Origin of the sequence: Jidongwangia harbinensis (assembly GCF_020216025.1) — a bacterium.
Lineage (GTDB): Bacteria > Actinomycetota > Actinomycetes > Mycobacteriales > Micromonosporaceae > Actinoplanes > Actinoplanes harbinensis.
This window is the reverse complement of the sequence record NZ_JAIWNC010000006.1, coordinates 271,230-295,356: the sequence shown is the minus strand read 5'-3', so window position 1 is coordinate 295,356 and position 24,127 is coordinate 271,230. Positions and strand designations below refer to the sequence as shown.

The 24,127-nt window shown below is 72.4% G+C and carries 29 protein-coding genes and 1 tRNA gene; 13 read left to right on the top strand and 17 right to left on the bottom strand.

What is annotated here, in order from left to right:
• Positions 1-2: 2 nt before the first annotated feature.
• From LDL48_RS11710 to LDL48_RS11700, 3 genes are read right to left on the bottom strand one after another with little or no spacing between them, the layout of a single operon-like run.
• Positions 3-479 carry a S26 family signal peptidase gene (locus tag LDL48_RS11710; RefSeq protein ID WP_225255077.1) on the bottom strand — a complete coding sequence of 159 codons (477 nt, stop codon included), beginning with the start codon at positions 477-479 and terminating at the stop codon, positions 3-5.
• Positions 476-2,332, bottom strand: coding sequence for an ABC transporter ATP-binding protein (locus LDL48_RS11705; RefSeq protein WP_225255076.1), 1,857 nt, complete (start codon positions 2,330-2,332; stop codon positions 476-478). Before LDL48_RS11705 ends, LDL48_RS11710 begins: the two co-directional genes overlap by 4 nt.
• Positions 2,329-2,871 (bottom strand): thioredoxin domain-containing protein, encoded by a 543-nt coding sequence (locus tag LDL48_RS11700; protein ID WP_225255075.1) that lies wholly within the window; start codon positions 2,869-2,871, stop codon positions 2,329-2,331. Before LDL48_RS11700 ends, LDL48_RS11705 begins: the two co-directional genes overlap by 4 nt.
• Before the next feature lie 870 nt (positions 2,872-3,741).
• Here LDL48_RS11700 and LDL48_RS11695 point away from each other — a divergent pair.
• The 3 genes from LDL48_RS11695 to LDL48_RS11685 all read left to right on the top strand — a co-directional run bounded on the left by LDL48_RS11695 (position 3,742) and on the right by LDL48_RS11685 (position 5,210).
• A tRNA-Arg gene (locus tag LDL48_RS11695) sits at positions 3,742-3,813 on the top strand.
• A 204-nt stretch (positions 3,814-4,017) separates the two neighbouring features.
• Positions 4,018-4,548, top strand: coding sequence for a TetR/AcrR family transcriptional regulator (locus LDL48_RS11690; protein WP_225255074.1), 531 nt, complete (start codon positions 4,018-4,020; stop codon positions 4,546-4,548).
• Entirely contained in the window at positions 4,545-5,210 is a 666-nt protein-coding gene (locus tag LDL48_RS11685) for a GAP family protein (protein WP_225255073.1), read from the top strand. Before LDL48_RS11690 ends, LDL48_RS11685 begins: the two co-directional genes overlap by 4 nt.
• Before the next feature lie 85 nt (positions 5,211-5,295).
• On the opposite strand, the gene LDL48_RS11680 is transcribed toward LDL48_RS11685, so the two are convergent.
• Positions 5,296-6,123 carry a carbon-nitrogen hydrolase family protein gene (locus LDL48_RS11680; protein ID WP_225255072.1) on the bottom strand — a complete coding sequence of 276 codons (828 nt, stop codon included), beginning with the start codon at positions 6,121-6,123 and terminating at the stop codon, positions 5,296-5,298.
• Between the two features lie 52 nt (positions 6,124-6,175).
• A complete protein-coding gene (locus tag LDL48_RS11675; protein WP_225255104.1) occupies positions 6,176-6,895 on the bottom strand; it encodes a carbon-nitrogen hydrolase family protein in 720 nt (239 codons plus the stop codon).
• A gap of 363 nt (positions 6,896-7,258) precedes the next feature.
• Here LDL48_RS11675 and LDL48_RS11670 point away from each other — a divergent pair, with 363 nt between their 5' ends.
• Entirely contained in the window at positions 7,259-8,056 is a 798-nt protein-coding gene (locus LDL48_RS11670; RefSeq protein ID WP_225255071.1) for an SAM-dependent methyltransferase, read from the top strand.
• A 27-nt stretch (positions 8,057-8,083) separates the two neighbouring features.
• Here the strand turns inward: LDL48_RS11670 and LDL48_RS11665 are convergent, their stop codons facing one another.
• From LDL48_RS11665 to LDL48_RS11645, 5 genes are read right to left on the bottom strand one after another with little or no spacing between them, the layout of a single operon-like run.
• Positions 8,084-8,680 carry a GNAT family N-acetyltransferase gene (locus LDL48_RS11665; protein ID WP_225255070.1) on the bottom strand — a complete coding sequence of 199 codons (597 nt, stop codon included), beginning with the start codon at positions 8,678-8,680 and terminating at the stop codon, positions 8,084-8,086.
• 44 nt (positions 8,681-8,724) lie between these two features.
• On the bottom strand, positions 8,725-9,513 hold the full coding sequence (locus LDL48_RS44465; protein ID WP_225255069.1) for a helix-turn-helix domain-containing protein: 789 nt from the start codon (positions 9,511-9,513) through the stop codon (positions 8,725-8,727).
• A gap of 23 nt (positions 9,514-9,536) precedes the next feature.
• Positions 9,537-9,944, bottom strand: coding sequence for a nuclear transport factor 2 family protein (locus LDL48_RS11655; protein WP_225255068.1), 408 nt, complete (start codon positions 9,942-9,944; stop codon positions 9,537-9,539).
• A complete protein-coding gene (locus tag LDL48_RS11650) occupies positions 9,929-11,221 on the bottom strand; it encodes an O-antigen ligase family protein (RefSeq protein WP_225255067.1) in 1,293 nt (430 codons plus the stop codon). Before LDL48_RS11650 ends, LDL48_RS11655 begins: the two co-directional genes overlap by 16 nt.
• A gap of 31 nt (positions 11,222-11,252) precedes the next feature.
• Complete coding sequence (locus LDL48_RS11645) at positions 11,253-11,867, bottom strand: GNAT family N-acetyltransferase (RefSeq protein ID WP_225255066.1); 615 nt, start codon at positions 11,865-11,867, stop codon at positions 11,253-11,255.
• A gap of 76 nt (positions 11,868-11,943) precedes the next feature.
• Between LDL48_RS11645 and LDL48_RS11640 the strand changes: the two genes are divergently transcribed.
• Together LDL48_RS11640 and LDL48_RS11635 are read left to right on the top strand one after the other, a co-directional pair.
• Complete coding sequence (locus tag LDL48_RS11640; protein WP_225255065.1) at positions 11,944-12,531, top strand: TetR/AcrR family transcriptional regulator; 588 nt, start codon at positions 11,944-11,946, stop codon at positions 12,529-12,531.
• 10 nt (positions 12,532-12,541) lie between these two features.
• On the top strand, positions 12,542-13,213 hold the full coding sequence (locus LDL48_RS11635) for a lysophospholipid acyltransferase family protein (RefSeq protein WP_225255064.1): 672 nt from the start codon (positions 12,542-12,544) through the stop codon (positions 13,211-13,213).
• Positions 13,214-13,294: 81 nt separating this feature from the next.
• On the opposite strand, the gene LDL48_RS11630 is transcribed toward LDL48_RS11635, so the two are convergent.
• Both LDL48_RS11630 and LDL48_RS11625 read right to left on the bottom strand, forming a co-directional pair.
• Positions 13,295-13,957, bottom strand: coding sequence for a response regulator (locus tag LDL48_RS11630; RefSeq protein ID WP_225255063.1), 663 nt, complete (start codon positions 13,955-13,957; stop codon positions 13,295-13,297).
• Positions 13,954-15,069 (bottom strand): sensor histidine kinase, encoded by a 1,116-nt coding sequence (locus tag LDL48_RS11625; RefSeq protein ID WP_225255062.1) that lies wholly within the window; start codon positions 15,067-15,069, stop codon positions 13,954-13,956. Before LDL48_RS11625 ends, LDL48_RS11630 begins: the two co-directional genes overlap by 4 nt.
• A 215-nt stretch (positions 15,070-15,284) precedes the next feature.
• Between LDL48_RS11625 and LDL48_RS11620 the strand changes: the two genes are divergently transcribed.
• Positions 15,285-15,704 (top strand): DUF6223 family protein, encoded by a 420-nt coding sequence (locus LDL48_RS11620; protein WP_225255061.1) that lies wholly within the window; start codon positions 15,285-15,287, stop codon positions 15,702-15,704.
• A 14-nt stretch (positions 15,705-15,718) separates the two neighbouring features.
• Here the strand turns inward: LDL48_RS11620 and LDL48_RS11615 are convergent, their stop codons facing one another.
• A complete protein-coding gene (locus LDL48_RS11615) occupies positions 15,719-17,428 on the bottom strand; it encodes a serine/threonine-protein kinase (protein WP_225255060.1) in 1,710 nt (569 codons plus the stop codon).
• A gap of 133 nt (positions 17,429-17,561) precedes the next feature.
• Complete coding sequence (locus tag LDL48_RS11610; protein WP_225255059.1) at positions 17,562-18,353, bottom strand: DUF6010 family protein; 792 nt, start codon at positions 18,351-18,353, stop codon at positions 17,562-17,564.
• A 109-nt stretch (positions 18,354-18,462) separates the two neighbouring features.
• Here LDL48_RS11610 and LDL48_RS11605 point away from each other — a divergent pair, with 109 nt between their 5' ends.
• Together LDL48_RS11605 and LDL48_RS11600 are read left to right on the top strand one after the other, a co-directional pair.
• Positions 18,463-19,608 carry a sensor histidine kinase gene (locus LDL48_RS11605; RefSeq protein ID WP_225255058.1) on the top strand — a complete coding sequence of 382 codons (1,146 nt, stop codon included), beginning with the start codon at positions 18,463-18,465 and terminating at the stop codon, positions 19,606-19,608.
• Positions 19,605-20,210 carry a response regulator transcription factor gene (locus LDL48_RS11600; protein WP_225255057.1) on the top strand — a complete coding sequence of 202 codons (606 nt, stop codon included), beginning with the start codon at positions 19,605-19,607 and terminating at the stop codon, positions 20,208-20,210. The genes LDL48_RS11605 and LDL48_RS11600 overlap by 4 nt, the downstream gene beginning before the upstream one ends.
• Positions 20,211-20,264: 54 nt before the next feature.
• Here LDL48_RS11600 and LDL48_RS11595 read toward each other — a convergent pair whose 3' ends face one another.
• Complete coding sequence (locus LDL48_RS11595) at positions 20,265-20,627, bottom strand: YybH family protein (RefSeq protein WP_225255056.1); 363 nt, start codon at positions 20,625-20,627, stop codon at positions 20,265-20,267.
• Positions 20,624-21,823 carry a serine hydrolase domain-containing protein gene (locus tag LDL48_RS11590; RefSeq protein WP_225255055.1) on the bottom strand — a complete coding sequence of 400 codons (1,200 nt, stop codon included), beginning with the start codon at positions 21,821-21,823 and terminating at the stop codon, positions 20,624-20,626. Before LDL48_RS11590 ends, LDL48_RS11595 begins: the two co-directional genes overlap by 4 nt.
• A gap of 152 nt (positions 21,824-21,975) precedes the next feature.
• Between LDL48_RS11590 and LDL48_RS11585 the strand changes: the two genes are divergently transcribed.
• The 4 genes from LDL48_RS11585 (at position 21,976) to LDL48_RS11570 (ending at position 23,640) form a co-directional block, all read left to right on the top strand.
• A complete protein-coding gene (locus LDL48_RS11585; RefSeq protein WP_225255054.1) occupies positions 21,976-22,446 on the top strand; it encodes a hypothetical protein in 471 nt (156 codons plus the stop codon).
• 76 nt (positions 22,447-22,522) lie between these two features.
• Complete coding sequence (locus LDL48_RS11580) at positions 22,523-22,936, top strand: hypothetical protein (RefSeq protein WP_225255053.1); 414 nt, start codon at positions 22,523-22,525, stop codon at positions 22,934-22,936.
• A gap of 1 nt (position 22,937) precedes the next feature.
• A complete protein-coding gene (locus LDL48_RS11575) occupies positions 22,938-23,213 on the top strand; it encodes a DUF3817 domain-containing protein (RefSeq protein ID WP_225255052.1) in 276 nt (91 codons plus the stop codon).
• A gap of 49 nt (positions 23,214-23,262) precedes the next feature.
• Positions 23,263-23,640, top strand: coding sequence for a VOC family protein (locus LDL48_RS11570; protein WP_225255051.1), 378 nt, complete (start codon positions 23,263-23,265; stop codon positions 23,638-23,640).
• Here LDL48_RS11570 and LDL48_RS11565 read toward each other — a convergent pair.
• On the bottom strand, positions 23,609-24,100 hold the full coding sequence (locus LDL48_RS11565) for a VanZ family protein (RefSeq protein ID WP_225255050.1): 492 nt from the start codon (positions 24,098-24,100) through the stop codon (positions 23,609-23,611). The two genes, LDL48_RS11570 and LDL48_RS11565, sit on opposite strands and share 32 nt — an antisense overlap.
• Between the last annotated feature and the right edge of the window lie 27 nt (positions 24,101-24,127).

The window sequence follows — 24,127 nt, the reverse complement described above, 5'->3', positions numbered from 1 at the left end:
CCTCAGGACAGGGCGGCGTCGGCGGCAGCGTCGTCCCGCATGGGACGGATCACGATCCCGACCACCGCATCGACCGGCACGGGTCCGTACTGCCGAGAATCGCCGCTGGCCAGCGGGTTGTCGCCGAGCAACAGCATGTGCCCCGGCGGTACCGAGGCGAGGTCGATACCGGCGGTCGCGGGAACCGGCTCACCACTCATCGCCGCGACTCTCTTGATCACTCGTCGTTGCCGGAGCGACTCGGCCGCTCCGACGCCGGGCGGTATCGGCCGGATGCGGTCCGGCAGGTCCACCACCACGACCTGTCCGGTCCGGACTCGACTGTGCCGGAGCCGCCGGACCAGCACCCGGTCACCCGGGCGATAGGTGGGAGCCATGCTCAGGCCCTGCACGGTGACCACGAGACGCCGTAGGCGGAGCCACTGCAGGCCACCCAGCACGACCGCCAGCACGGCACCGGTGAGGACGAACCAGATCATGATGGCAGCGCCTTCGCGTAGCCGTCCGCCTGAAGGTTGAACAACCCGGCGTAGATGCCGTCCAGCGCGATCAGCTCCTCGTGATCACCGATCTCGGCGATGACGCCGTCGCTCAGCACCGCGATCTGGTCCGCGTCCCGGACCGTGTTGAGCCGATGCGAGATCAACAGGCTGGTCCGGCTCTGGCGGTACTCGCGCAGCTGCCGGTGGAGCTCCGCCTCCGCCTCGGCGTCGAGGCCCGAACTCGGCTCGTCCAGGATCAGCAGGTCCCGGTCGTTGCGGAAGAACGCCCGGGCGAGCGCCAGTCGCTGGCCCTGCCCGCCGGAGAGCAGGACGCCCGTGTCCGCGTCCTGCGCGTCCACCCCCTCCAGGAACATCCGGGTCAGCATGGTGTCGTACCCCTTGGGCAGCCTGCTCAAGGTCTCGTGCATCCCGGCCCGGCCGGCCGCCTCCTCGATGCGGGGCCGGTCCGTCCGGTGCGCGACGTCGCCCAGGCCGATGTTGTCGGCCGCGGACAGCTCGTACTCCACATAGTCCTGGAACACGGTTCCGATGTGCTGTCTGAGATCGGCCGGGTCGACGTCCCGGATGTCCCTGCCGTCCCAGAGGATGCGGCCCTCGGTCGGTTCGTACAGCCGGCAGAGCAGCTTGACGAGCGTGCTCTTGCCCGCGCCGTTCAGGCCGACCAGCGCGGTCGCCCGGCCCGCCGGGATCGTGAGGTTCACTCCGCGCAGCACCCAGGGGCGGTCCGGGGCGTACCGGAACCAGACGTTGTCGAGCCGGATCGCCTCACGCAAGGCCGGAATCGGCTCGGCGCCGTCCGTGACCGGCAGATCCGGTGGCACGGTCGTGGCCATCCCGAAGTGGTCCAACATCAGCAGCGCGTGGTGGACCGCGCCGAACTTGCCGGCGATACCGGACAACGCGGCCTGCACCGCGGCGACGGCCGCCACGAACACGGTCACATCGCCCACGGTCAGCCGGCCGGACCGGGCCGCCAGGATCGCCCAGACCAGGCCACCGCCCGCGACCGCGGCACCGAGCAGCCCGAGCGACACCTGCATGCCCAACTCCGACCGGTCGACCCGGCGATCGGTGGCGTTGGCGGCGCTCTGCTCCGCGAGCATTCGCTCCTGGAAGTATCCGCCCAGGCCGAACAGCCGGATCTCCTTGGCCTCGCGCGGGGCGCTGAGCAGGTTGGCGTAGAAGTGCTGGCGCCGGCTCGCATGGCTGATGCTCCACATGGCCGCGGCGCGCATCCGGCTGAGCCGCAGCTCGGCGCGGACCGTGGGAATGGCGCTCACCACGACGGCGAGGACCAGCCATCGGTTCATCAGCCACAGCGTGACCAGGAAGCCGCACAGCGTCACCACGTTGGTGGCGATCCCGATCGCACCGTTCACCATGTCGGCGGGGCCGGTGCTGGCCGCTTGCTGGGCGAGCCGGATCCGATTGTGAAAACTCGGGTCCTCCAGCCGCGCGAGCCCACGCAGCCGCTGATGGATGGCGGTGTAGAGGCGATCCGCGGCGACCACCCGGACCCGGCGGCCCAGCTCCGCTTCGGCGTACCGGCCGAGTTGGGGCAGGACGACCAGGGCGACGCCGGAGGCCGCGAGCGCCACGGCCAGCCAGGCCAGCTGCCGCCCGGGCACGCCGTCGACCAGCCCGTCCAGCACCTCCCGCGTGAGCCAGGCGGTCACCACCGGTGCCACCCCGACGGCGGCCGCGAGGATCAACAGGCCGGCGACACAGTGCGAGGCGGCGGCCCAGGCGAGTCCGGCCGCCGTCCGGGCGTTGTGTGCCAACACCCGGACGGGAACCGGCGCACCGGCGGCGCCCGGTGCTCGGCTCACGCCCCTACCGGAACCGCGACCACGTCGACGGGCCGGTTGGTGATCACCGCACCGTCGTCGCCGAGGCGGCACATCGCCGGGTACCCGGTGGCCTCGAACGCCTCCACCACCGGTCCGCGATCCGCTTCTGTCACCACCATGGCCACATCGCGCAGCTTGGCCACCATCTCGGCGCCGGCCGACGGCGAGTCCGCCACGACCACCGCGAGCGCGGCCTTCGGGCCGCCCGGAAGCGCACGCGCCGCCTCGACGAATCGGGGAACCCACTCCTCGCAGGAGCCGCAGGTCGGCGAGAAGAACCCCACGAGTCCACCGGTACGCAGGCTGGCCTCGCTGACCGCGAGCCCGTCGACCGTGGTGGCGGTGAACGGCGACGGGTGTTTGCCGGCACTGATCATGGGCTCCGGCCGCGGCATCAGCCGACCTAGTTCGGTGAACTGGTCGGTGTGGTTCCGGAGTCGCCGGATGACGCCGAGCGTCAGGAAAAGGTTGAAGACGGTAAGGAGGACGCACAGGACCACCACGGTGGCAAGATACATACCGGATTCCCTCCGTTGGTTGGCACGCGGGCGACGCGAACCGGTTGCCGCCGCCATGCAGGGACGGCGGCAACCGGCCTCGAGTCGTGCGCTGGGTGAACCAGGGGTGACCGGCGAGGTTTCGACCTCGTCGGTCACCTCAACTCAGTGGCACGAAGTGCACTCGAGAATTGCCGAACTCTGGGCGCAGTAGCAGTCCCGGTGCAGCCCGCCGCCGCACGACGGGAAGTACCAACAAGGCCCCGTGTACGGGTAGGCCCCGCATGGACAGCTCGCCGAGGCCTCGGCCTTCGGGACGAACCGGTTCAGCAGTCGATCACTGAACGATTCCAGCTTCTTGAACATTTCCCTCCCCTTCCAACTGGATGGCGAGTCCACACTGTACGTCCACTCCGGATACCGTTCTACCCCGTTCGCATATGCCGCAAATCGGACTCAGGCCCCTCGTTGAGTGAGCGTTTTTGCAGCTCAGCGCCCATCAAGCTCCGGCATCAACCTGGCTCGATCCTGCTCAATACGTTCTTTAGAGTTCGCTGAGAATCTATGCGTGAAGCATTTCACCCATGCTGACCAGGAGTCTTAGCAATCTCCCGTGACCGGCAACTGCAAGTTCATTGACATGCATTGCGTGGCTATTTATTATGACCATCTAACCCACCACTGAAAACCAGTTCCAACGCCCTTTTTACCCATTAGCTCTATAGGCGATATGCGGTTCCTGGCGTCGCGCCGCGGAGTCGTCCGGACACCCGTACCGCCGCAGGGCGCCCTGCCACAGGGCGCGGCCGGCACGCCTCCGAGACGAACCGCAACGCGCCCGGGACCGGTTCGCCAGGCTTCGGCGGCGCCTGCTAGGCTTTCTCTCGCTGAGCCCCCGTAGCTCAGGGGATAGAGCGTCGCCCTCCGGAGGCGAAAGCGCAGGTTCGAATCCTGCCGGGGGCACCCCAGGCTTAGCAGCACAGACAAGGCCACAGACCAGGCGGAAGCCGGTCGGTGGCCTGACTTGTATGTCCGGTCAGCACCGGCCCGCGGTGGCCGTCCACGCCCAGAGTCTCCGCCCCCACTCCCCGGGGGCCGGGAAGGTGGGCGCGTCGCCGGGTGAGCGAACGCACGCAACTGTACCGTCCGGACGGTACAGTGATGGGTATGGGAACAGCACGAGAGCGCATTCTGGACGCGGCCGAGGAACTGATCACGGCTGGTCAGGTGCCCCCGGCGCTGGACGCGGTGGCGGCCGCCGCGGGTGTGAGCAAGGGTGGCCTGCTCTATCACTTCGACAAGCAGTCACTGTTGCGGGCGCTGGTGACCCGGGCGGTGCACCGGTTCGACGAGCGGCTGACCGCGGCAGCAGCGCAGGGGTTGATGGCCGCGGCCTGGTTGCGGTTGTCGGTGCCCGCGCCGGATGAGCGCACGGTGTACCGGGCGATCATGTCGATGCTGCGGTTGACCACCACCGGACAGTTCGACCTGCCGGGCGAGGTGGGCGACGCCGAGCGGCGCTGGCAGCAGATGCTGGTCGCCGAGTTGGGCGATCCGGTCCGGGCCCGGCTGGTCCGGCTGGTCGGCGACGGCCTGTTCCTGGGCGCGCTCACCGGCCCGCCTCCGACGTCGGACGAGGTCGAACAGTTGCTGCACCACCTCGGTCTGCGCACGACCGCCGAGCAGACACGGTCGTGACCGTCGTGCTGCTGGCCGGGATCGCCGGCCTGGCCCTGCTCGACGCGCTGAACCCCGCGACGATCGCCGGGGTGGCACTGCTCCTGCTCGCCCCGATGACACACCCGATCCGGGCAGCGGCCGGTTTCGTCGCCGGCGCCTACCTGACCGTCCTCGCGCTCGGCGCCGTGGTCTACCTCGGCGCCGACGCCGCCGCCGACGCCGCCGGCAACGGCCTGATCTGGGTGCGCCGGATCGCGTTCACGGTCGCTGCGGTGGCCCTGGCCGTGGGCGGGCTGCGCCGGTTGCGGGACCGGATCCGCCCGGCGGTCACCGTGCCGGGTCGGGTCAACCCGGCCGGCGCCGCGGTGCTGGGGCTGGTCATGACCGGGGCGGACCTGCCCAACGCGTTCCCGTACTTCATCGCGATCGAACGCATCGTCGACGCGGATGTCGGCCTGACCGGCTCGCTGCTGATCATCGCCGGGTACGCGCTGGTCTACTGCCTGCCGTGCCTGCTGCTGCTGATCGCCGGCGCCCTCCGCGGCGATCGGGTCCGCAGCCGCCTCGGCAGCCTCTACGAACGCCTCGGCGCGGAGAAGAAGCTGCCCCGCAGCGTGCCCATCGCCGCCGGCTACCTGGTCGCGGCCGTCGGCGTACTCGCCATCGTCGCCCTGGCCTGAACCACCGACGGGTTCGCCCGGCGGCGCTCACCCGTGCCGAGGACACTGATGCCCGGCCGCCTCCGCGGGCGTCGCGGCCTGCCGGTCAACCGAGGGTGCGGTCGCTGCTGCGGGGGTCCTCCACCCGGCGGTCGCGGTAGATGTCACCCTGGTTCGCCCGGGCTCGCCAGGGGCGGGCCAGATCGAGCGCGATGTGGAACTCGGGTAGGTCGCGATCGAGGGTGACGGCGGCCGGACGCCCCGGGGCGGCGACCGTGGCCAACTCGGTTCCGTCCGGACCGAAGATCGCCGAGGGCATCAGATCGGTGCTCTGCGCGGGAACCGACAGGCTGAGCCAGTAGTTCTGGATCGCCGCGTGCGCCTGGGCCTTGCCGAAGAAGATCCGGTCGACGGGCCATGCGGACAGCAGCAGGCAGTCCACGCCGAGCTGTTCGTACTCGGCGAACAGCTGCGGGAAGTTGACCTCAATGCAGATGGCCAGGCCGAACCGGTAGCCATCGACGTCGAAGACGATCGGCTCGAAGCCGGGGCTGTACCAGCGGGTGATCTCGGTGTGGGAGCAGAAGCGCTTGTCGTAGCGGGTGACGACCTCGCCCCGGTCCGAGATCACATAGAGGCTGTTGTGCGGACGGTGCGGGGGCGTGAGCGGATGCGCCGAGCCCAGCACGACCCACATCCCGAGTTCGGCGGCCAGGTCCGCGACCGCGCGGAGTTCGTCACGGACGGCGGCCCAGTCGACGGCGTCCCAGTCGGCGATCTGTTCCTTGGCATAGCCGGACAGGAATCCCTCGGGGAACTGGATCAGTCGGGCGCCCGCCGTTGCGGCTTCGCGCATCAACCCGCGGACGGTACGGCCGTTCGCGCGGGCGTCGGCAGTTCCGGCGGGCTGAGTGGTGGCGATCCTCAGCGTCATCACGGCATCGTTCCACGCCGCCGTCGACCCGGGTCCGGGCGTGCACCGGGAGTCAGCCGACCTCGGTGACGGCCATCCCCACAGTCAGGGCGGGCACCTGCGCGACGACCCGGGCGGCCGGGTTGATGACGCTGGTGGGTCCGTACCCGATCCGCTGTTCGTCGCGCTGCCCGGTGACGTCCGCGGAGATCAGCCACATGCCGGTCTCGCGTACCCGGTCGGCGCGGATCGCGTGGTGCAGCGGCCTCCACCGCTCGGCGTTCCGGCGCCGCATCATGTTCTGGGCGCACACCAGCAGTACCCGTGCGCCCTGAGCGGCCACCGCCCGCGCCGGCTCGGGAAACCTGGTGTCGTAACAGATGTTGATGCCGAACCGGACGCCGTTGAGGTCGAAGACCGGGTAGCCGGTCCCGGCGGTGAACGCCGACTCGCCGGCGGTCAGGTGGGTCTTGCGATAGGTGCCGAGGAGCCGGCCCCGGTTGATCACTGCCGCGGTGTTGTAGAACCGCTCGTGCCGCCGTTCGATCAGCCCGATCACCAGGGTCTGCGGGATGCTCGCCAGTCGCAGCAGGATCTCGCCGAATGCCGCCGAATCCAGGTCCAGGGCGTGGCGGCGGAGGTACTCCGGTGTCACCAGGTAGCCCTGGAGAAAGCACTCCGGGAAGAGGAGCAGGTCGAGATCGGCGAGGCCGGCTTCGGCCGAGAAGGACTCCACCATCGCCAGCGCGGCGGGCACGTCCTCCAGCAGTTCGGGCGTCTGGCACGCGCCGATCCGGAGACCCCGTGGTTTCGGGCCGGCTTTCGGCAGGCAGGAGTAATCCGCCTCCGAAGCCGCTCCTCGGGGCGGTGATGGTTGCGGCGCCGTCGAAGTCTCCTCGGCCACTCCACCATGGAAGCTCACCGGCCGGCCGGTGTCGAGCCGGGTCGACACTCGTGCGGAGCGGTCGATCACCGGAGATCGGAGATCGACCAATGTCCAGACCTTCTGCGTCACGGGCGGTGGGTCTAGGGTGGCTTGCATCCGCAGACGGGACGGTGCACCTGTCCGGCGGGCCGCACCCTCCACGCCCGCCGCCCGCACGGTCAACCGGTCACCGCCACCGCTGCCGTTCCCCTCCGGAAAGGGCCTGTTCCGATGGCTGAGCCAGTGCCCGGCTCAAAGATCGACGTCACCGTCCCGCACTCCGCGCGGATCTGGAACTACTGGATGGGCGGCAAGGACAACTATGCCGTCGACCGCGAGGTCGGGGACGCCTTCGCGGCGGTATCCCCGGGCGTCTTCGACCTGGCGAAGCAGTCCCGGAAGTTTCTCATCCGGGCGGTCACCTATCTGGCCGCCGAGGCGGGCGTGCGCCAGTTCCTCGACATCGGCACCGGACTGCCGACGATGGACAACACCCACGAGGTCGCGCAGCGGATCGCCCCGGAATCGCGGGTGGTGTATGTGGACAACGACCCGCTCGTGCTGGCACACGCGCGGGGCCTGCTGACCAACACCACCGACGAGGGCGTCACGGACTACATCGACGCCGACTTCCACGATCCGGACCAGATCGTGGCCGACGCCCGGAACGTCCTCAACTTCACCCGGCCGGTGGCGGTCATGTTCATGGGCGTCCTCGGCCACGTGACCGACTACGACGAGATGCGCTCCATCGTGGCCCGGGTGATGGCCGTGGTCCCGTCCGGCAGCTACCTCGTGCTGTGGGACGGCACGGACACCAGCGAGGAACAGGTCACCGCGGCCGACGACTACAAGGAGAGCGGCGGCGTGCCCTACATCGTCCGCAGCCCGGAGCAGCTCGCCCGCTGCTTCGACGGCCTGGAGATGGTGGAGCCGGGCCTGGTGTCCATCTCCGAGTGGCGGCCGGATCCGGCCGGGGACGACGTCAAGCCGGTGGACGGGTACGGCGCCGTGGCCCGCAAGCCGTAGCCGACCACACTCGGCCGGCCGATGGTCCTACCGCGACCGCGGCGGGGCCGGCGGACGAATCCGCGCGAACATCTCCACGTCGCACCGTTGGCCGCCCATGACCTGGAAGCTGCGCAGGAGTCCCTCCCGGACGAACCCGGCCCGGAGCGCGACCCGTTTCGACGGTTCGTTCCACGGCTCGACGCAGAGCTCGGCCCGCTCGGCGCCCAGCCGGTCGAAGGCCCAGCCGGTGAAGCCGGACACGGCTTCGGCGGCCGCTCCCCGACCACGCGCGGCCGGCAGGATCCAGTAGCCCAGTCCGATCCGGCCGAGGTCGAGGTCGCGTAGCCGGAGGCTGACGTGCCCGACGACCACGCCCGTGGCCCGGTCCGCGATCGCACGCGGCACCGCGACGCCGCCCGCCGCCAGTTCGGTCATCCGGCGCAGGAACGCGTGCCCGCCCTCGGTGCTGAACGGCGCCGGCACCGAGGTGATCGAGGTGATGTAGCGGTCCGCGGCGGCCTCGGCCAGCTCACCGAGATCGTCTGCCCGCCACGGCCGCAGCACGAAACGCTCCGTGTACACCGCTACGGTCGTCAGGTCCGGGCCCGGCGTCCCGGTGTGGCCCGATGCCGGCGTCGACACGTTCCCCCTCCTTCTCGCCGTTCCGGCGCTCCGTCATCGGCCGTTCAGGGCCGGGTGAAGACGACGACCCTCAGGTCGCCCGGCGTCAGCGTCAGCACGTCCTTGTCGAAGTGGGTCCGTCCGCCGGCACCGTCGGGCACACCGAGACGGTCCGGGTCGTCCGCCGCCACGGGGGACGGTTCGTTCCAGAGGCGGGCGAACTCCCCGCCCCGCGCGTAGAGGTCGTCGATCAGGGCCCGCAGTTCCGGGTCGGTGCGGTAGCGGTCCGCCGCGGCGCGCAGCCCGGCGACCATGGACGCCCGGACGGCGGCGAGCTGCCCGGCGGTACGGAAGATGTCGGTCGGCGCCTCGGTGAACACCCGCCAGGCCATGTTCCGGTCGCGTCCCGCCGCCACACCGGCCGGGCAGCCGAACGCGTTCCACCGCCGGTTGCCGTCGAGCACCGTCCAGCTCGCGTCGCACACGCAGGCCGGCACGTCGGTCAGCCGGTCGAGCATCCGCCGGGCCGCGGGGGTCACCTCGCGCGGCACCAGCCCGTCGTCGCGGGCCGGCGCGGCGAAACCGGCGAGCGTACGAAGTCGGTGGTGTTCTCCGCCGCTCAGCCGAAGCGCCGTCGCGAGCAGGTCGACCACCCCGGCCGAGGGCCGCCGGCGGCCCTGTTCGAGGCGCTTGAGGTGTTCCTCGGAGATGCCGGCCCGGCCGGCCAGTTCGTCCCGTCGCAGGCCCGGCGCCCGGCGTGCGCGCGGCAGGGACGGCGGGATCCCGGCCGCACCGGGCGTCACCCGCTTCCGGAAGGCCCGGAGCGTGGCGCCGAAGTCGTCGTCTGGCCGCACCTACGCCATTGTGCCAACGCGGATCATCCTCGCGCGGTCGCCGGCACGTCGTCCGGGCTGACATTCGGCATCGGGTGCGCGGGGGCCAGTGCGTCGACCTCTTCCATGTAGAACCGGGCCGCCACGATCCGGTCGCCGCGTACCGTGACGACCTTCACGCCGCGCATGTCGGCCGCGCCCGGCCGCACGTAGTGGAACTCGCCCCAGAAGTCGTCGCCCGCGACGGCCGACGCGGTCACCTCGATGTGGATGTCCGGGAAGCGGGCGAAGATCATCGCCCAGTTGCGGCGCACCGCGTCCGCGCCGTGCACCGAGCGGGCCGGATGCGCGGGCCACCCGCTCACCACGTCGTCGGCGAACGTGCGGACCACGGCGTCGAGGTCGTGCGCGTTGATCGCGTCGATCAGCTGCTTGATCACCGGCCGTTCCATGCCGACGACGCTAGCGGCGCGGCGGCGCCCGGAACTGGGCCAGTTTGTACCACCTGGCGGTCCCGGTTGACCGGTCCGTCGATGGCGGCGACGGCGAGCCCGATGCTGAAGAACATCAGCGACAGGTTGACGTCGGTGAAGCCGTAGAACGGGGTGATCACCAACGCGATCACCGGCACCACGCTCAACCACCGGCCCGGCGCACTGACCGCCGCGGCCAGGCGCCAGGCGATCACCGAGAAGAAGGCCAGGAAGATCAGCAGGGCGGGGAGGCCGTAGCTGTACATCATCAGCCAGACCTGCCCCTGGGTGCCCAGCGGCTCGGCGGCGTGCGTGGTGTCGGCCATCCGCGGCCCGCCATATCCCAGCAGCGGCGACTGCTGGACCGCCTGGATCGTCTGCACGTAGAGGTCGGCCCGGTCCCGGGTGGAGTCGGTGTTCTCCACCCGGTTGGAGATCAGATCACCGACCGGGATGACCAGCGTGGCGACCCACACCAGGGCGCCCACTGCGCCGATCGAGGCGATCAGCCGTACGTCACCGCGCAGCAGGGCGCGGAGGCCGAGATAGACCAGTCCGGCACCGAGTCCGATGAACATCCCGCGGTTGAGCGTCCAGAACGCCGGGACCAGGGCGAACGGCAGCGAGACGAGAAGCGCGACCCGCAGTACGCCGGTGCGCACCGAACTGAGGTAGGCGACGACGCACGGCACCAGGACGGCGAACCCGGTGCCCCAGTTGTTGGTGTACGGATACGGCGCGGCGGTCCGGTAGTACGGGTTGCGGCTCATCGGGTTGTACTCCGTGGCGTGGCTGTGCACCAACGCCCGGATGCCCCGGTTCTCGGTCATCGACTCGGGGAGCAGGATCTCCACCGGCGTCGTGATCGCGAAGGTCGGCTTGAACACGCCGATCCAGCCCAGCGCGACCATGCCCAGCCAGTAGAAGCAGAGCGGCCCGAGCAGCCGCCGCCACCGGGCACCGTCCCGGGCGGCGTTGTAGACGTACAGGTAGATGACGAACGCGGTGCCCAGGAAACCGAGCCGGAGCGAGAACATGAACAGCTCGCTCGCCTGTTCCAGCCGGGTCACGCTGATCACCACGATGGCCAGCAGGGTCAGCCACAGTGCCGAGCCGGTCGGCAGGCTGATCCGCCCGCGGCTCAACAGCAGCGCTGCGAGCAGCAACCCGAACAGCGGCCAGCCCAGCTGCAGTCCACCCAGGACCCACCACAGTGGCAACCCGCCGAAGATCAGGTACAGCGGCCAGAGTGGCAATGCCGCCTCTCGACCGCCCCGAAGCATTCGGTCAGTTTAGGGAAGCGGGCTCCAAGACCACATCGTCGCTGCGAATACGGGCATGCAGGTGCATGTCGTGCCGGCCGTCGGTGTGCACGGCGGAACATCGCTTGGTCCCCTCCAGGCGGAAGCCGGACGTCTCGGCGACCCGGCAGGAGGCCACGTTGCGGGTGGAGTGTTCCAGCTCCAGGCGGTGGAAGCCGGCCACGCCGAGGCCCCAGTCGCTCAGGGCGGTGAGCGCCCGGGCGCCCACCCGGGCCCCGCGGGCGGCCGGAAGCACCCAGTACGCACACCCGGCGACGCCGTCGTCGAAGTCCATGCCGCGCATCGCGATGCGCCCCAGCACCTCCCCGCCGCCGCGGGTCACCGCCCAGTGCCCGCCCCGCTCCTCGGCCCAGTCCCGGCGGTACTGCTCGAACCAGGCGCGGACGCGGTCCTCGGACGCGGGTTGACGGGTGTGCCAGTGCCGGATCTCCGGGTCCCGGTAGGCGGCCAGGAAGACCGGGGCGTCGGCCGCTTCCCATGGCCGCAGCAGCAGGCCACCGTCGGCGGAGAGGAGCGGCTGCGGGCCGGCGGCGAGGGTGCCGGCCGCGATGGCGGGAGGCGTCGAGAGGGGTGACGTCATCACCCATCCTCTGCTCGGGACGGTCCCGGTCGTCAAGTTGGTAGACACTGTCTACGGAGCCTGGTAGACAGTGTCTATGGTCGGCGACACCGGGTTGCGGGCCCGGCTGGTGCAGGTAGGGGTGGACCTCGTGCGCTCGGACGGGGCGGCGACACTCACCCTGCGGGAGATCGCCAGACGGGCCGGCGTCTCGCACGGCGCCCCCCGCCGCTACTTCCCGACCCACCTGGCCCTGCTGTCCGAGATCGCCCGCACCGGGTTCGCCGACCTGACCGCGCAGATCACCCAGACACTGGCCGACTGCCCGGACGATCCGCGTGCCCGGCTGGCGGCGCTGGCCCGGCGGTATGTCGACTTCGGCTGCCGCGACCGGGGCATGTTCGAGCTGATGTTCCGGCACGACCTGCTGGAGAGCAACCACCTGGGGCTGCGCGACAGCAGCCTGCCCCTGTTCGAGATGGCGGTGGACCTGATCTCGCGCGCCCGGCCCGGCACCGGGACGCCGCCCACCGTGCTGGCCGGTGCACTGTGGACGAACCTGCACGGCATCGTCGAGCTGCGGAACTGGGGCAGCCTCCGGCTGGCCACCGGCACCGACGACGTGGAGCCGCTGCTGCACGCGGCCCTCGAAGCCCACCTCGGTCCGATGCGACCGTCACCCTGAGGAGAACCGCGTGCCGCCGCTGTACACCCTGAGCCACCGCACCGTCGGAAGCATCCTCCGGCGGTGCTGGCGGCCGGCCGTCCACGGCCTGGAGCACGTACCCCGCACCGGAGCGGCGATCCTGGCCGGGAACCACCTCTCGGTGGCCGACGAGTTGTTCCTGGCGGCGGTGGTGCCCCGGCACGTCGCGTTCTGGGCGAAGGCGGAGTACTTCTCGGGGCGCGGCGTCCGCGGCCGGTTCACCCACGCCCTGGTGACCGGTCTGGGCGCGATCAAGGTGGAGCGGGGCGGCGGGCGGGCCGCGCTGACCGCGTTCGACGCCGCAATCCCGGTCCTCGGCGGCGGCGGGCTGATCGCCCTCTACCCCGAGGGCACGCGCTCCCCCGACGGGCGGCTCTACCGCGGCCGCACCGGCATGGTCCGCCTGGCCCAGCGGGCCGAGGTGCCGATCATCCCGGTCGGCGTGCTCGGCACCGACCGGGTCCTGCCCATCGACGCCCGCGTCCCGCGCCCGGGCCGCGTCACCGTCCGGTTCGGCGAGCCGGTGCCGGTCGCCGGCCGGATCGACGGTCCGGCCGACATCCGGGCGGTGACCGACGAGGTGATGGCGCGGATCCGGGCGCTGACCGGCCAGCAGTACGTGCCGCAGTACGCGCCACGCCGTGCGCCCGCACCCCGGTAGCTGTCGAGGGGGGGCTCGACCGTGGTGTACCGCCGAGGCGGGTGGTGGCAGCCGGCCGTCACCTCGGTCGGACACCACGGGTCAGCGGCTGCGCGGCGCCACCAGCCCGGACTCGTACGCGAGGATGACGAGCTGGGCGCGGTCCCGGGCGTGCAGCTTGGCCATCGCCCGGTTCACGTGGGTCTTGGCGGTCAACGGGCTGATCACCATGCGGGCCGCGATCTGCTCGTTGGACAGCCCCTGCGCGACCAGCACCACGGTCTCGCGTTCCCGGTTGGTCAGCCCGGCCAGCCCCGGACCGGCGCCGGTGGGCGACGGCTCGGTGACGTACCGGTCGATCAGCTTGCGGGTGATCGACGGCGCCAGCAGGGCGTCGCCCCGCGCGGCCACGCGGACGGCGTGCAGGAAGTCCTCCGGCACGATGTCCTTCACCAGGAAACCCGCGGCGCCGGCCCGCAGCGCGTTGAAGACGTACTCGTCCAGGCCGTAGTTGGTCAGGATGACCACGTGCACGCCGGCCAGCGCCGGGTCCGCCGCGATGCGCCGGGTCGTCTCGATGCCGTCCAGGACCGGCATCTGGATGTCGATCAGCGCGATGTCCGGCAGGTGTTCCCGGGCGAGCGCCAGACCCTCCCGGCCGTCGGCGGCCTCGGCCACCACCTCGATGTCGTCCTCCACGTCGAGCAGGGCGCGGAAGCCGCTGCGCAGCAACGGCTGATCGTCCACCAACAGGACCCGGATCATGGGGTACGGCCCACCGGCAGTTCGGCCTGGACGGTGAAACCGCCCTCGCCGCGCGGCTCGGCGCGCAGCCGGCCGCCCAGCGCGGCGACCCGTTCCCGCATCCCGAGCAGTCCGACCCCGGGCACCGGCGCGGCATCCGGCGTACCGGTGCCGTCGTCGTCGACCCGGATCGCGAGAGCGTCCGGACCGTAGTCGATCCGCACCGACGCCGTCGCGGCGGAGGCGTGCCGGGCGATGTTGGTGAGCGACTCCTGCACGATCCGGTACGCCGTCCGGTCCACCGCCGCCGGCACCTCGGGCCGCTGTCCCGCGATGGTCAGCGTCGCGTCGAGGCCGGTCGCGCGGACCCGTTCCACCAGTTCCGGCACGTGGTCGAGCCCGTGCGGCGGGGTGCGGTCGTCGCGCAGCGCCTCCAGGGTCGCCCGCAGTTCCCGGGACGCCTCCCGGCCGGCCTCGCGGATCGCCAGCAGCGCGTCGGGCACCGGTTCGCCACGCTTGCGGGCCACGTGGACGGCGGCCTCGGCCTGCACCTTGATGACCGAGATCTGGTGGGTGAGCGAGTCGTGCAGCTCCCGCGCGATGTGCAGCCGCTCCTCGTCGGCGCGCCGCCGCGCGGTCTCCTCCCGGGTGCGCTCGGCCTCGTCGGCCCGCCGCTCGGCCTGGCGCAGCGCCTCCCCCGCGGCACCCGCGGCGATCAGCCAGGCCACTTCCAGGGCGCCCCGGGCCTGCGCGAACGCCTCCGCCACCGGCCAGTCGTGCGGCGACGCCAGCGCGGCCAGCGGGAGGGCGGCCAGCATGGCCACGGACACCGCCACGGTGATCAGGCGGTGTCCCGCCCGGACGGCGGCGTACACCGCGAACAGGAACGCGACGGCGGGCACGTCGAAACCGATCGCCTGGTAGCCCACGGCGCACACCCCGGTCACCGCGAGAACCGTGACCGGAGCCCGGCGGCGCGCCACCAGGGCCAGGCCGGCGGCCGCCAGCAGCAGGTGGCCGAGCAGGTCGAGATCCGGGACCGCGTGGTTCTCGGACCGCCCGGCGATCAGCGTGGTCGCCGCCACGCAGAGGGCGATCACCCCGTCCCGGACACCGGCCCGCCCTGTGCGCATGCGCGCACCTTAGCCCGGATGCCGCCGCCGGCGATTCCTCCCGCCGGACGAGTGGTGGACTGCTGCGTACGCAGTACTTTCCCGATTTCTGCCGCGCCCGCAGCAGCGCGAAGTGCGTCCGTGTGCGGGACGCCCGGCGGTGCGTCCGGCGACATGATCTGACGAAACCACCATGCACGGAACGGGAGAGGGACATGCGAGGGTCACACGCTTCGATGTCGGTCCGACTGCTGGTCGCGGTGGGCGGAGCCGGCCTGCTCGGGGTCGGGCCGGCCGCACCGGCGTCCGCGTACGTCCCGGTCGAGCCGGTCGCCGCCGACGTCCTGGCGATGAGTTCCGGCCGGCTCGGCGCCGGCGCGGCGGGCGTACTCGGGTTGTTCGGCGTGGTCGTCGGCGTTCTGGCGCTGGTCCGTCCGGCGGGTCGTTTCGGCACCGGCTCGGGGCGGCTCGGCGCCGCCGTGGCCCTGCCGGCCGGGCTGATCGCGATGGCCCTCGGCGGGTTGGTCGCGACCACCGCGGAGGGCGGCGTCGGCACCGGGAACGGGCTGGGCGGGGCCGTCGTGGCGCTCGTGGTGGGCCTGATCGCCATCGTCCTGGGTGGGCTGGCGCTGGCCCGTTCCCGCCGTACCGGCTGACCGCCGGTGGGACCTCACAACGGCAGGACCACCGCCGTGGGTACGCCGCCGACACACGTCACGGTCATCCGGATCCGGCCGCCGGTCTTCCGGAACACGATCGCGGCACTCAGCGCGGGCCCGGCGTTCACCCGGTCGACCTGGTACGGATCGCTCGCCGTCCACGACGCCAGCTGCGCCCGGCCGCCCTCGACGCAGCGGGCGATCACCGAGCCGCCGTCGGACGACAGTTCCCGTCCACCCGCCGGCGGCCGGGTCGGCACCACCGGGGCGGTGGTGATCGACGGCTCGGCCGGCGGCCGGATCGTCCCGCCCTCCGGGGCGCCGTCCGGTGACCCGGTGGTGGCGGCGGACGTCCCGGCCCGCGGCGTGCGGTCCGGCCGGTCACCGTCCGGCACCGGCAGCGGCGTCTCCTGCGCCGCCGGGGCCGGCACCCCACCGAACGAGCCGGAACCGTCGGGCTCGCCGGTCGGCTGGCGCGGCACCGTGGGCACGACCGCGGCGCGGTTCCGGTGGTCGCCGGAGTCCACCGGTACGAGCGTCCAGAGCAGCAGTGCCACCACCAGGGCCAGGGCGGATCCGGCCACCGCGAGCACGATCGGCCGCCGCCGTCGCGGGACGGCCGGGACGGCGTCCGGGATCGGGCCGCCCGGCGTCGCGGCGCCGCCGGTCGCCGGGGCGTCCGGCTCCTCGCCGGCCGCGGCCGGAACGGCCGCCAGGTCACCCGCGCTGCGCGGTGCGGCGGCGTCCCCGGCGGCGGGTCCCCGCTCCAGGTTGCCGTCACCACGCCACAGGCTGCGATGGCCGTCGCCGCCACCGTCGGCCGGCGCCACCGCGCCCTGGGCCGGTTCCGCCGGTGTGGCGGTGCGCTCGGCGGGGCTGTCCGCCGGCGCACCGTGCAGTGCCGGTGCGCGGGCCACCCGGGCCAGCACCGCGGACACCTGCGCGGCGCTGGGCCGGCCGCCCGGGTCCTTGCGCAGGCAGCGGTGCACCAGGTCGGTGACGGCCGGTGGCACGCCCGCGAGCTGCGGCAACGGTGCCGGTTCGACGTACACGTGGGCGTCCAGCATCTGGGTGGTGCTCTCGACGCTCCACGGCGACTCGTTCGCGAGCAGCCGGTAGAGCAGCACCCCGAGCGCGTAGACGTCCGAGGCCGGCTCGACCGCGGCGCCCTTCAGCCGCTCCGGGGCCAGGTAGGCGGGCGTACCCAGCAGCACCTCGTCCGGCACCGCCGGTCCGGCCGCCGCGGCGATGCCGAAGTCGACCACCTTCGCCCCGGTCGGCGTGACCATGACGTTCGCCGGTTTGATGTCGCGGTGCACCAGGCCGTCGGCGTGGGCGGCGGCGAGCGCGGACGCGACCTCACCGCAGATCCGGAACACGGCGCGCGGCGGTAGCGGTCCGAAGGCCACCCGCTGGGCCAGGGTGGGGCCGTTGACCAGCTCCATCACGACGTACGGGCGGCAGGCGCCGCTCTCGTTCGACTCGCCGAAGTCGTACACCTGCGCGATGTTCGGATGGGACAGCGTCGCCGCGGCCCGCGCCTCGTCCCGGATGCGGGCCCGCGACTGCGGGTCGCCGGCGAACCGGCCGGCCAGCAGCTTCACCGCGACCGACCGGCCCAGCACCTCGTCCCGGGCACGCCACACCACGGCCATGCCGCCGCTGCCCAGTTCGTTCAACAGCTTGTAGCGGCCGCCGAGCGTCTGCTGCTGCACGTCCACCCGAGGCAGTCTGCCGGTTACCGCGCGAATTCGCACACCCCCATCTCAGCAACCGCGGGACGGGACGGTGAACAGGGCAAATCGCTACCGACATCAATCACCGAACGGGTGACGACCGGACATCCGGCCCCACTCAGGCGACCGCGACGGCCAGCACGCTGATGCCGATCACCGCATCCACCACGGCGCACCACTCCGCGAAACCGCGCGGCACCACGGCGTCGCGCCGGTGATGCCAGACGTCCCAACCGGCGTGCGCCAGCCAGCCCGCGCCGATCAGCGACAGGGCGAGATCGCCGGAGGCGACCGTCGCGGCAAGAACCAACAGGAGGTACGCGCCCAGCCCGCCGAGTTGCGTGATCAGCACCCGGCGCGGGCGCAGCGTGCCCCGGACGGCGCCGATGCTCAGGTAACCGAACGGCAGGACGAGCATCGCGTACGCCGGCACCGGCCGCGGATCCACCATCTGATCCACCGTGACCAGCAGCGCGAACGCGGTCGGCCACCGGTTCAGCACCGCCGCCGCCCCGGACCGGACCGGGCGCGCCCGGTGGGCGGAGTACTCCGCGGCGCGGTGCCACATCGCCAGCAGCATGGCCGGCAGCATCAGCAGATGCCCGGCCGGCAGCACCGCGCCGGCCGGCAGCAGCCCGGCCCACCAGGGCACCAGCAGCACCAGGAACGGCAGGTACATGGCCGCGGTCATCTCCGCCACCGCCCCGCCGCGGTGCCCGCGATGCCACATCCAAACGGCCATCGCGACCGCCATGCCGGTCGCCATGGTGCCGGCCGCGACGTCCGGCCGGGCCAGCAGATCACCGGGTACGAGGTACGCCCACACCGGACCGATCAGCAGCATGCCGAGGACCATCGCGAGCAGCATCTCGCCGGCGTGGCGCAGGAACGTTCGAGTCGAGGTCGTCATGCCCCGAGCGTCGGCCGGTTCCGGCGCAACCGGCACCGGCACACCGTCACGACGGCACCGTGACGATGTCATGGCCGGACCGTGGCCCCGGCACGCCTAGCATCGGGCGATGCAGGCTGAGGAGGGCACCCGGAGGCTGCGCCGGGCGCGGGTGGTCACGCTGGCCGCGCTGACCGCGAACGCCGCCATGGCACTGTTCCTGCCGGCCATCGGCCTGTGGCGCGAACCGGACCCGCGGCGGGTGGCACTCGGCGCCGTGGGCATCACGCTCTTCGTGGCGGCCCAGGCGGCCGTCCTGCACGTCCTGGTCACACCGTGGCTGGGCGCGGGCGCGCGGCGGCGGGCGATCATCGGGCTGGTGGCCGCGTCCGTGCTGTCCGTACCCCTGGTCGGTCCGGTCGGCGGCAGCTGGCCCACCTGGGCCTGGCTGGCCAGCTGCCTGATCGGGGTGCTGCCGGTGCTGGCCCGGCGGCCGGTCGCGGCGCTGGCGTCCGCACTCGTCGCGGCGGTCACCGCGGCGATCGCCGCGGCCAACGGCGACGATCCGGCCGGGCCGGTGCTGATCGCGGTCGGCATCGGCCTGAGCATCGCCCTCCTGAACGCGCTGCCGGTGTGGTTCTGGGACCTGCTGGTGCAGGCCGACCAGGCCCGCGACGCCCAGGCCCGGCTGGCCGCCTCCGAGGAGCGGCTGCGCTTCGCCCGCGACGTGCACGACCTGCTCGGACACCGCCTGTCGGTGATCGCGCTGAAGGCCGAGCTGGCCGAACGGCTCGCGCCGGTGGACGCCGACCGGGCCGGGCGGGAAGCGGCGGAGGTACGCCGGATGGCCGCGTCCGCACTGGCCGAGGTGCGCGAGGTGGTGCACGGCTACCGTCAGGTCGACCTGCGGGCGGAGCTGTCCGCGATCGAACAGGTGCTGCGGTCCTCGGGCGTACGCTGCACGGTCACCGCCCCGGACGGCGACCTCCCGGAACAGGTCGCGGTGCCGCTGGCCGCGGTGCTGCGCGAGGCCACCACGAACGTGTTGCGGCACAGCCGCGCGACCTGGTGCACCATCGGCGTCCGGCACGGCGGGCCCGCGGGCGCGGTGACGATGACCGTGGTCAACGACGGCGTCCTCGCCGGCGGGCCGGACCGGCACAGCTACGGGCTGACCGGACTGGCCGAACGTCTCGCCGAGGCCGGCGGAAACCTGCGCACCACCGCCGGCGACGGCCGGTTCACGGTCGAGGCCGTCGTACGCTCGGACCCGTGATCAGGGTCCTGCTCGCCGACGACGAGGAACTCATCCGGGTGGCGGTGGCCGCGTTGCTCGACCTCGAACCCGACATCGAGGTGGTGGCGCAGGCCCCCGACGGCCACGCCGCGGTCACCGCCGCGCTGGCCCACCGGCCCGACGTCGCGGTGGTGGACCTGCAGATGCCCGCGCTGGACGGCCTGGCGGTGGCCGCCGAACTGGCCCGCGTGCTGCCGTCCTGCGCCGTGGTGATCCTGACCGGTCGCGGGCGGCCCGCGCAGGTGCCGCGGGCGCTGGCCGCCGGCGCACGTGGTTTCCTGCCGAAGGGCTCCCCCGGCGGCGCGCTGGCCGACGTGATCCGTCGCGTCCACGCCGGCGGCCGGTACGTCGACCCGGCCCTCGCGGCGGACGCCCTGAGCCTGCCGGAGTGCCCGCTCAGCCCCCGCGAACTGGACGTGCTCCGGCACGCCGACCCGGACGTCCCGGTGTCCATGGTGGCGCGGCGCCTGCACCTGTCGCCCGGCACGGTGCGCAACCACCTCACCGCCATCGTCACCAAGCTGGGCGTGCACAACCGCGCGGAGGCCGTCGCCCGGGCCCGCGACCACGGCTGGCTCTGACATCGCGGTCCCGCCACCCGGTCGAGCGACCGAGGAGGTGGAACAGCACCCGCGCTAACTCGGCTTGGACTGGTCCATCCACCACTCGGTGAACTGGCGTGCCTGGCCGAGCTGGTCCAGCCGCAGCACCCACATGTTGCTGTACCGCCGGTCCGGATACACCGTCTCGCCCTCGATGACCGCCAGGTCGTCGGTGACGATCAGCGGATGCCACTCGAACGTCCAGGTGCCGGCCTGATCCTTGCGCGCCAGCCACTTGGCCACGATCTCGTCGCGGCCGCGCCACGGGGTGGTGAACGGCTCGGGGAAGTAGGCCGCGTCCTCGGTGAACAGGTCGGCGATCAGCTGTGGGTCGTTGGTGGCCCAGGCCTGCCGGTAGTTGTCGATCCAGGCGGTCACGGCGTCGAGGCTGGTCACTGCTCACCTCCGGGGCGGGACGGGTGGACGTGGTAGGAGAGTTGCTGGAACTCGGTCAGCGCGCCGTTCCAGAGGAAGTCGCTCACCTGGGTCAGCGCGATGCCGATGAGACGTTCGTGCGGGTCGTTGAACCAGTTCGAGCCGTAGCCCCCGGACCAGCCGTACCGGCCGGGGACCGGGGTGACCTCGTCGGGCCGGATCGCGACGCCCATGCCGAGGCCCCAACCGTGACCGCCGAGGAAGTGGCGCCCGCCCTCGACCTGCTCCGGAGTGAGGTGGTTGGTGGTCATCGCCTCGACCGACTTCTCGGACAGCAGGCGGGTGCCGCCGTGCACGCCGCGGTGCAGCAGCATCCGGGCGAAGGCCAGGAACTCGTCCACCGTGGTCACCAGACCGCCGGCGCCGGACGGGAAGGCGGGCGGGCTGCTCCACACCTCGGGCACGGTGTGCGCGTTTTCCACGAGGGTGCCGGTGGCCGGATCGGACATGTACTGCGCGGGTAGCTCGCGGGCGCGCTCGGCGGGCAGCCAGAACCCGGTCTCGCGCATGCCGAGCGGATCGAACAGGCGCTCGCGCAGCACGTCGCCCAGCGGCCGGCCGGCGGCACGGGCCACCAGCACACCGAGCACCAGGCTGCCGGCGTTGTAGTTCCACCGCTCGCCGGGCTGGTAGATCAGCGGCAGCGTGCCGAACCGGCGCATCCACTCGTCGGGATCGTGCGGGGTCCGGGGCTCGGGCGGGCCCAGCGCGAGCCCGAGCTCGTCGGCCCGGAGGTTGACCGGCACCGGCGGATCGACCTCCGGCTCGGTGATCAGGCCGAAGCCGAGCCGGAACGTCAGCAGGTCGTCGACCGTGACCGGGCGGTGCGCCGGGACGGTCTGGTCCAGCGGTGCGCCGGAGCTGACCAGCACGCGCCGGCCGGCCAGCTCGGGGAGCAGGCGCTGCACCGGCTCCTCCAGGTCGAGCAGGTCGTCCTCGACCAGCATCATGGTGACCGCCGCGAGGATCGGCTTGGTCATCGACGTGACGCGGAACGGCGTGTCCCGCCGCATCGGCACGTCCCCGCCCAGCCGGGTCACGCCGATCGCGTCGACCGTCACCTCCTCGTCGCGCGCCACCAGCGTGACGATGCCGGGGAACTCGCCACGGTCCACGCGGGCGGCCATGGCGTCGTGCAGCGATCCGGGAGCAGCCATGGACACAGACTGCCAGCACCCACCGACATTTTCCGACCGGCGCCGCCGGGCCTCCGGACGCTCGCCGGCTACCCGGATCCCCCGGCGGCACGGCCCGGCGACGGTGTCGGTGCCGGCGGCTAAGGTCCGCTCATGACCCGAGAAGGTTCGCCATGACCGACGACTGGCGGCATCTGCCGGCCGCGGCCCGGCCGATCGCCGCGGCCACCGACGCCGCCGTCGCCGCGGCGCTGGCCCACGACTCCGCGGCGCTGGCCGGGGCGGCCGGTGATCTGGCGGCGCTCGATCAGGCGCAGGTGGGCCTGATCCTCGGCACGACGGTGCGGCTGATGCTCGAGGACCGGCACCCCGACGGTCTGGACGGCGACGACGTGCGTGCGGTGCTGACCCACTGCGTGCGGGAGTCGGCGACCTGGGCGCCCGACGTCGACCCGCACGTGCTGCTCTTCCTGCTGGCCGGTGCGCTCGGCGTGCTGGAGGAGGACGGCGAGCCCCCGCCCAAGCCGGACACCCTGGCCCGGCATGCCGCGCTGCTGCTCGCCGACCTGCGCGGGTGGCGGTCGACGCGGGACCACCTCGACCGGGCGCTGGGCGAGATCGAGCGGGCCCAGCTGAACGACTGACCGGGTGGCGAGAATCCGTCGCTGTGTGGCGTTCCGGCCACTGTCCGGCCGGTCGGCGCGCGCCTAGCGTCGGCGCGTGACAAAAGTGCTCCTCTCCCTGCATGTGCTGGCGGCGATCGTGGCGGTCGGGCCGGTCACCGTGGCGGCCAGCATGTTCCCGGCCGTGGTGCGCCGGGGCGACGCGGCGGGGCTGCGTACCCTGCACCGGATCTGCCGCGTCTATGCCACGGTCGGCGTCGTGGTGCCGGTCTTCGGACTGGCCACCGCGACCAGCCTGGGCGTGCTCACCGACGCCTGGCTGCTCACCTCGATCGGGTTGACCGTCGCCGCGGCGGCCGTACTGGGCCTCGCGGTCCTGCCCGGCCAGGCCACCGTGCTGGGCGGCGGGACGGCGGCCCGGCTGAGCCTGGCGACCGGCGTCTTCAACCTGCTCTGGGCCACCGTGGTGGTGCTGATGATCGTCCGCCCGGGCTCCACCACGGGGGTGTGACGTGCTGCTCCGGATCGCCGCCCGGGTCGAGCTGGCCACGCTCGCCCTGCTCCTGCTCAACCTCGTGACCGTGCACCGGGCGGCGGTGTCGTCGCTGCTCGGCCCGACGCACGGCGCCGCGTACCTCGTCGTCATCCTGGCGACCTGGCAGGCCACGTCGCGGCGCGGGCTGCGGCTGCTCGCGTTCGTCCCGGGCGTCGGCGGTGTCCTGGTGCTCCGGCGGACTCCGCGGCCGAGTCGGCCACAGACACAATCGATGCCGGGTACCACTCGTTAGGCCTGTCGGCGCCCGAACCGTGCGCCGACCGACCCGACAGGAGCCCGTCATGGCCGACCAACCGCCGGTGACCTCCCCCGGTCTCCATCTGCAGCCACTCGTGCACGTCCGCGACATGCCCGCGTCCGTGGAGTTCTACCGCCGCCTCGGCGGCGAGATCATCCACGGCACCGAGGACGCCGACTGGGTGCTGATGCAGGTGGGTACCGTCCAGATCGGCCTGGTCCGCAGGCCGGCCGACCCGATCCGCGGCGAGTCCGCGGTCGACCTGGTCTTCGGCGCCACCGCACCGCTCGAACAGCTCCGGCAGCGGTTGCCGGGTGCGGAGATCGCCGAACACCGTGACTTCGGCGAGCAGCTCGAGGTGCGCAGCCCGGACGGCCTGCTCATCCGGATCAATCAGTGGGAGCCCGATCCGCTGACCTGACCGCGGCGACGGTGCGCGGGCCGGCCGGTGCCAGCCCGGCCCGGTGTGCCGCGTGCGGCAGGGCCAGGTGCAACACCAGCAGTCCGAGCAGGGCTCCGGCCGTGTTGGCGATGAGGTCGTTCACGTCGACGGTACGCCGGGAGCCGAGCGTCATGCCCAGGACGAACTGGGTCGACTCGATCGCCAGGCTGGCGCAGGCGGCGCGGAGCGCTATCCGGCGTACCGTGTCGGCGGCCGGCCACAGCGACGGCACCAGGATTCCGAACGGGACGAACATGATCACGTTCAAGGTGAAGCTGGGCATGTCGACGTCGAACGGCACCCAGCGGAACATCGTCCACCACGGCTCGCCGGCCCAGTATTCGGGGGATCGCGGGACGATCGGCAGCAGCGTGACCGCGGCGACTCCGGCCGTGTAACAGAGCAGGAGCAGGATGGTCAGGAGCCGGCGCCGAGTCACCCGCCCACGCTAAGCGACCGGGGGTAG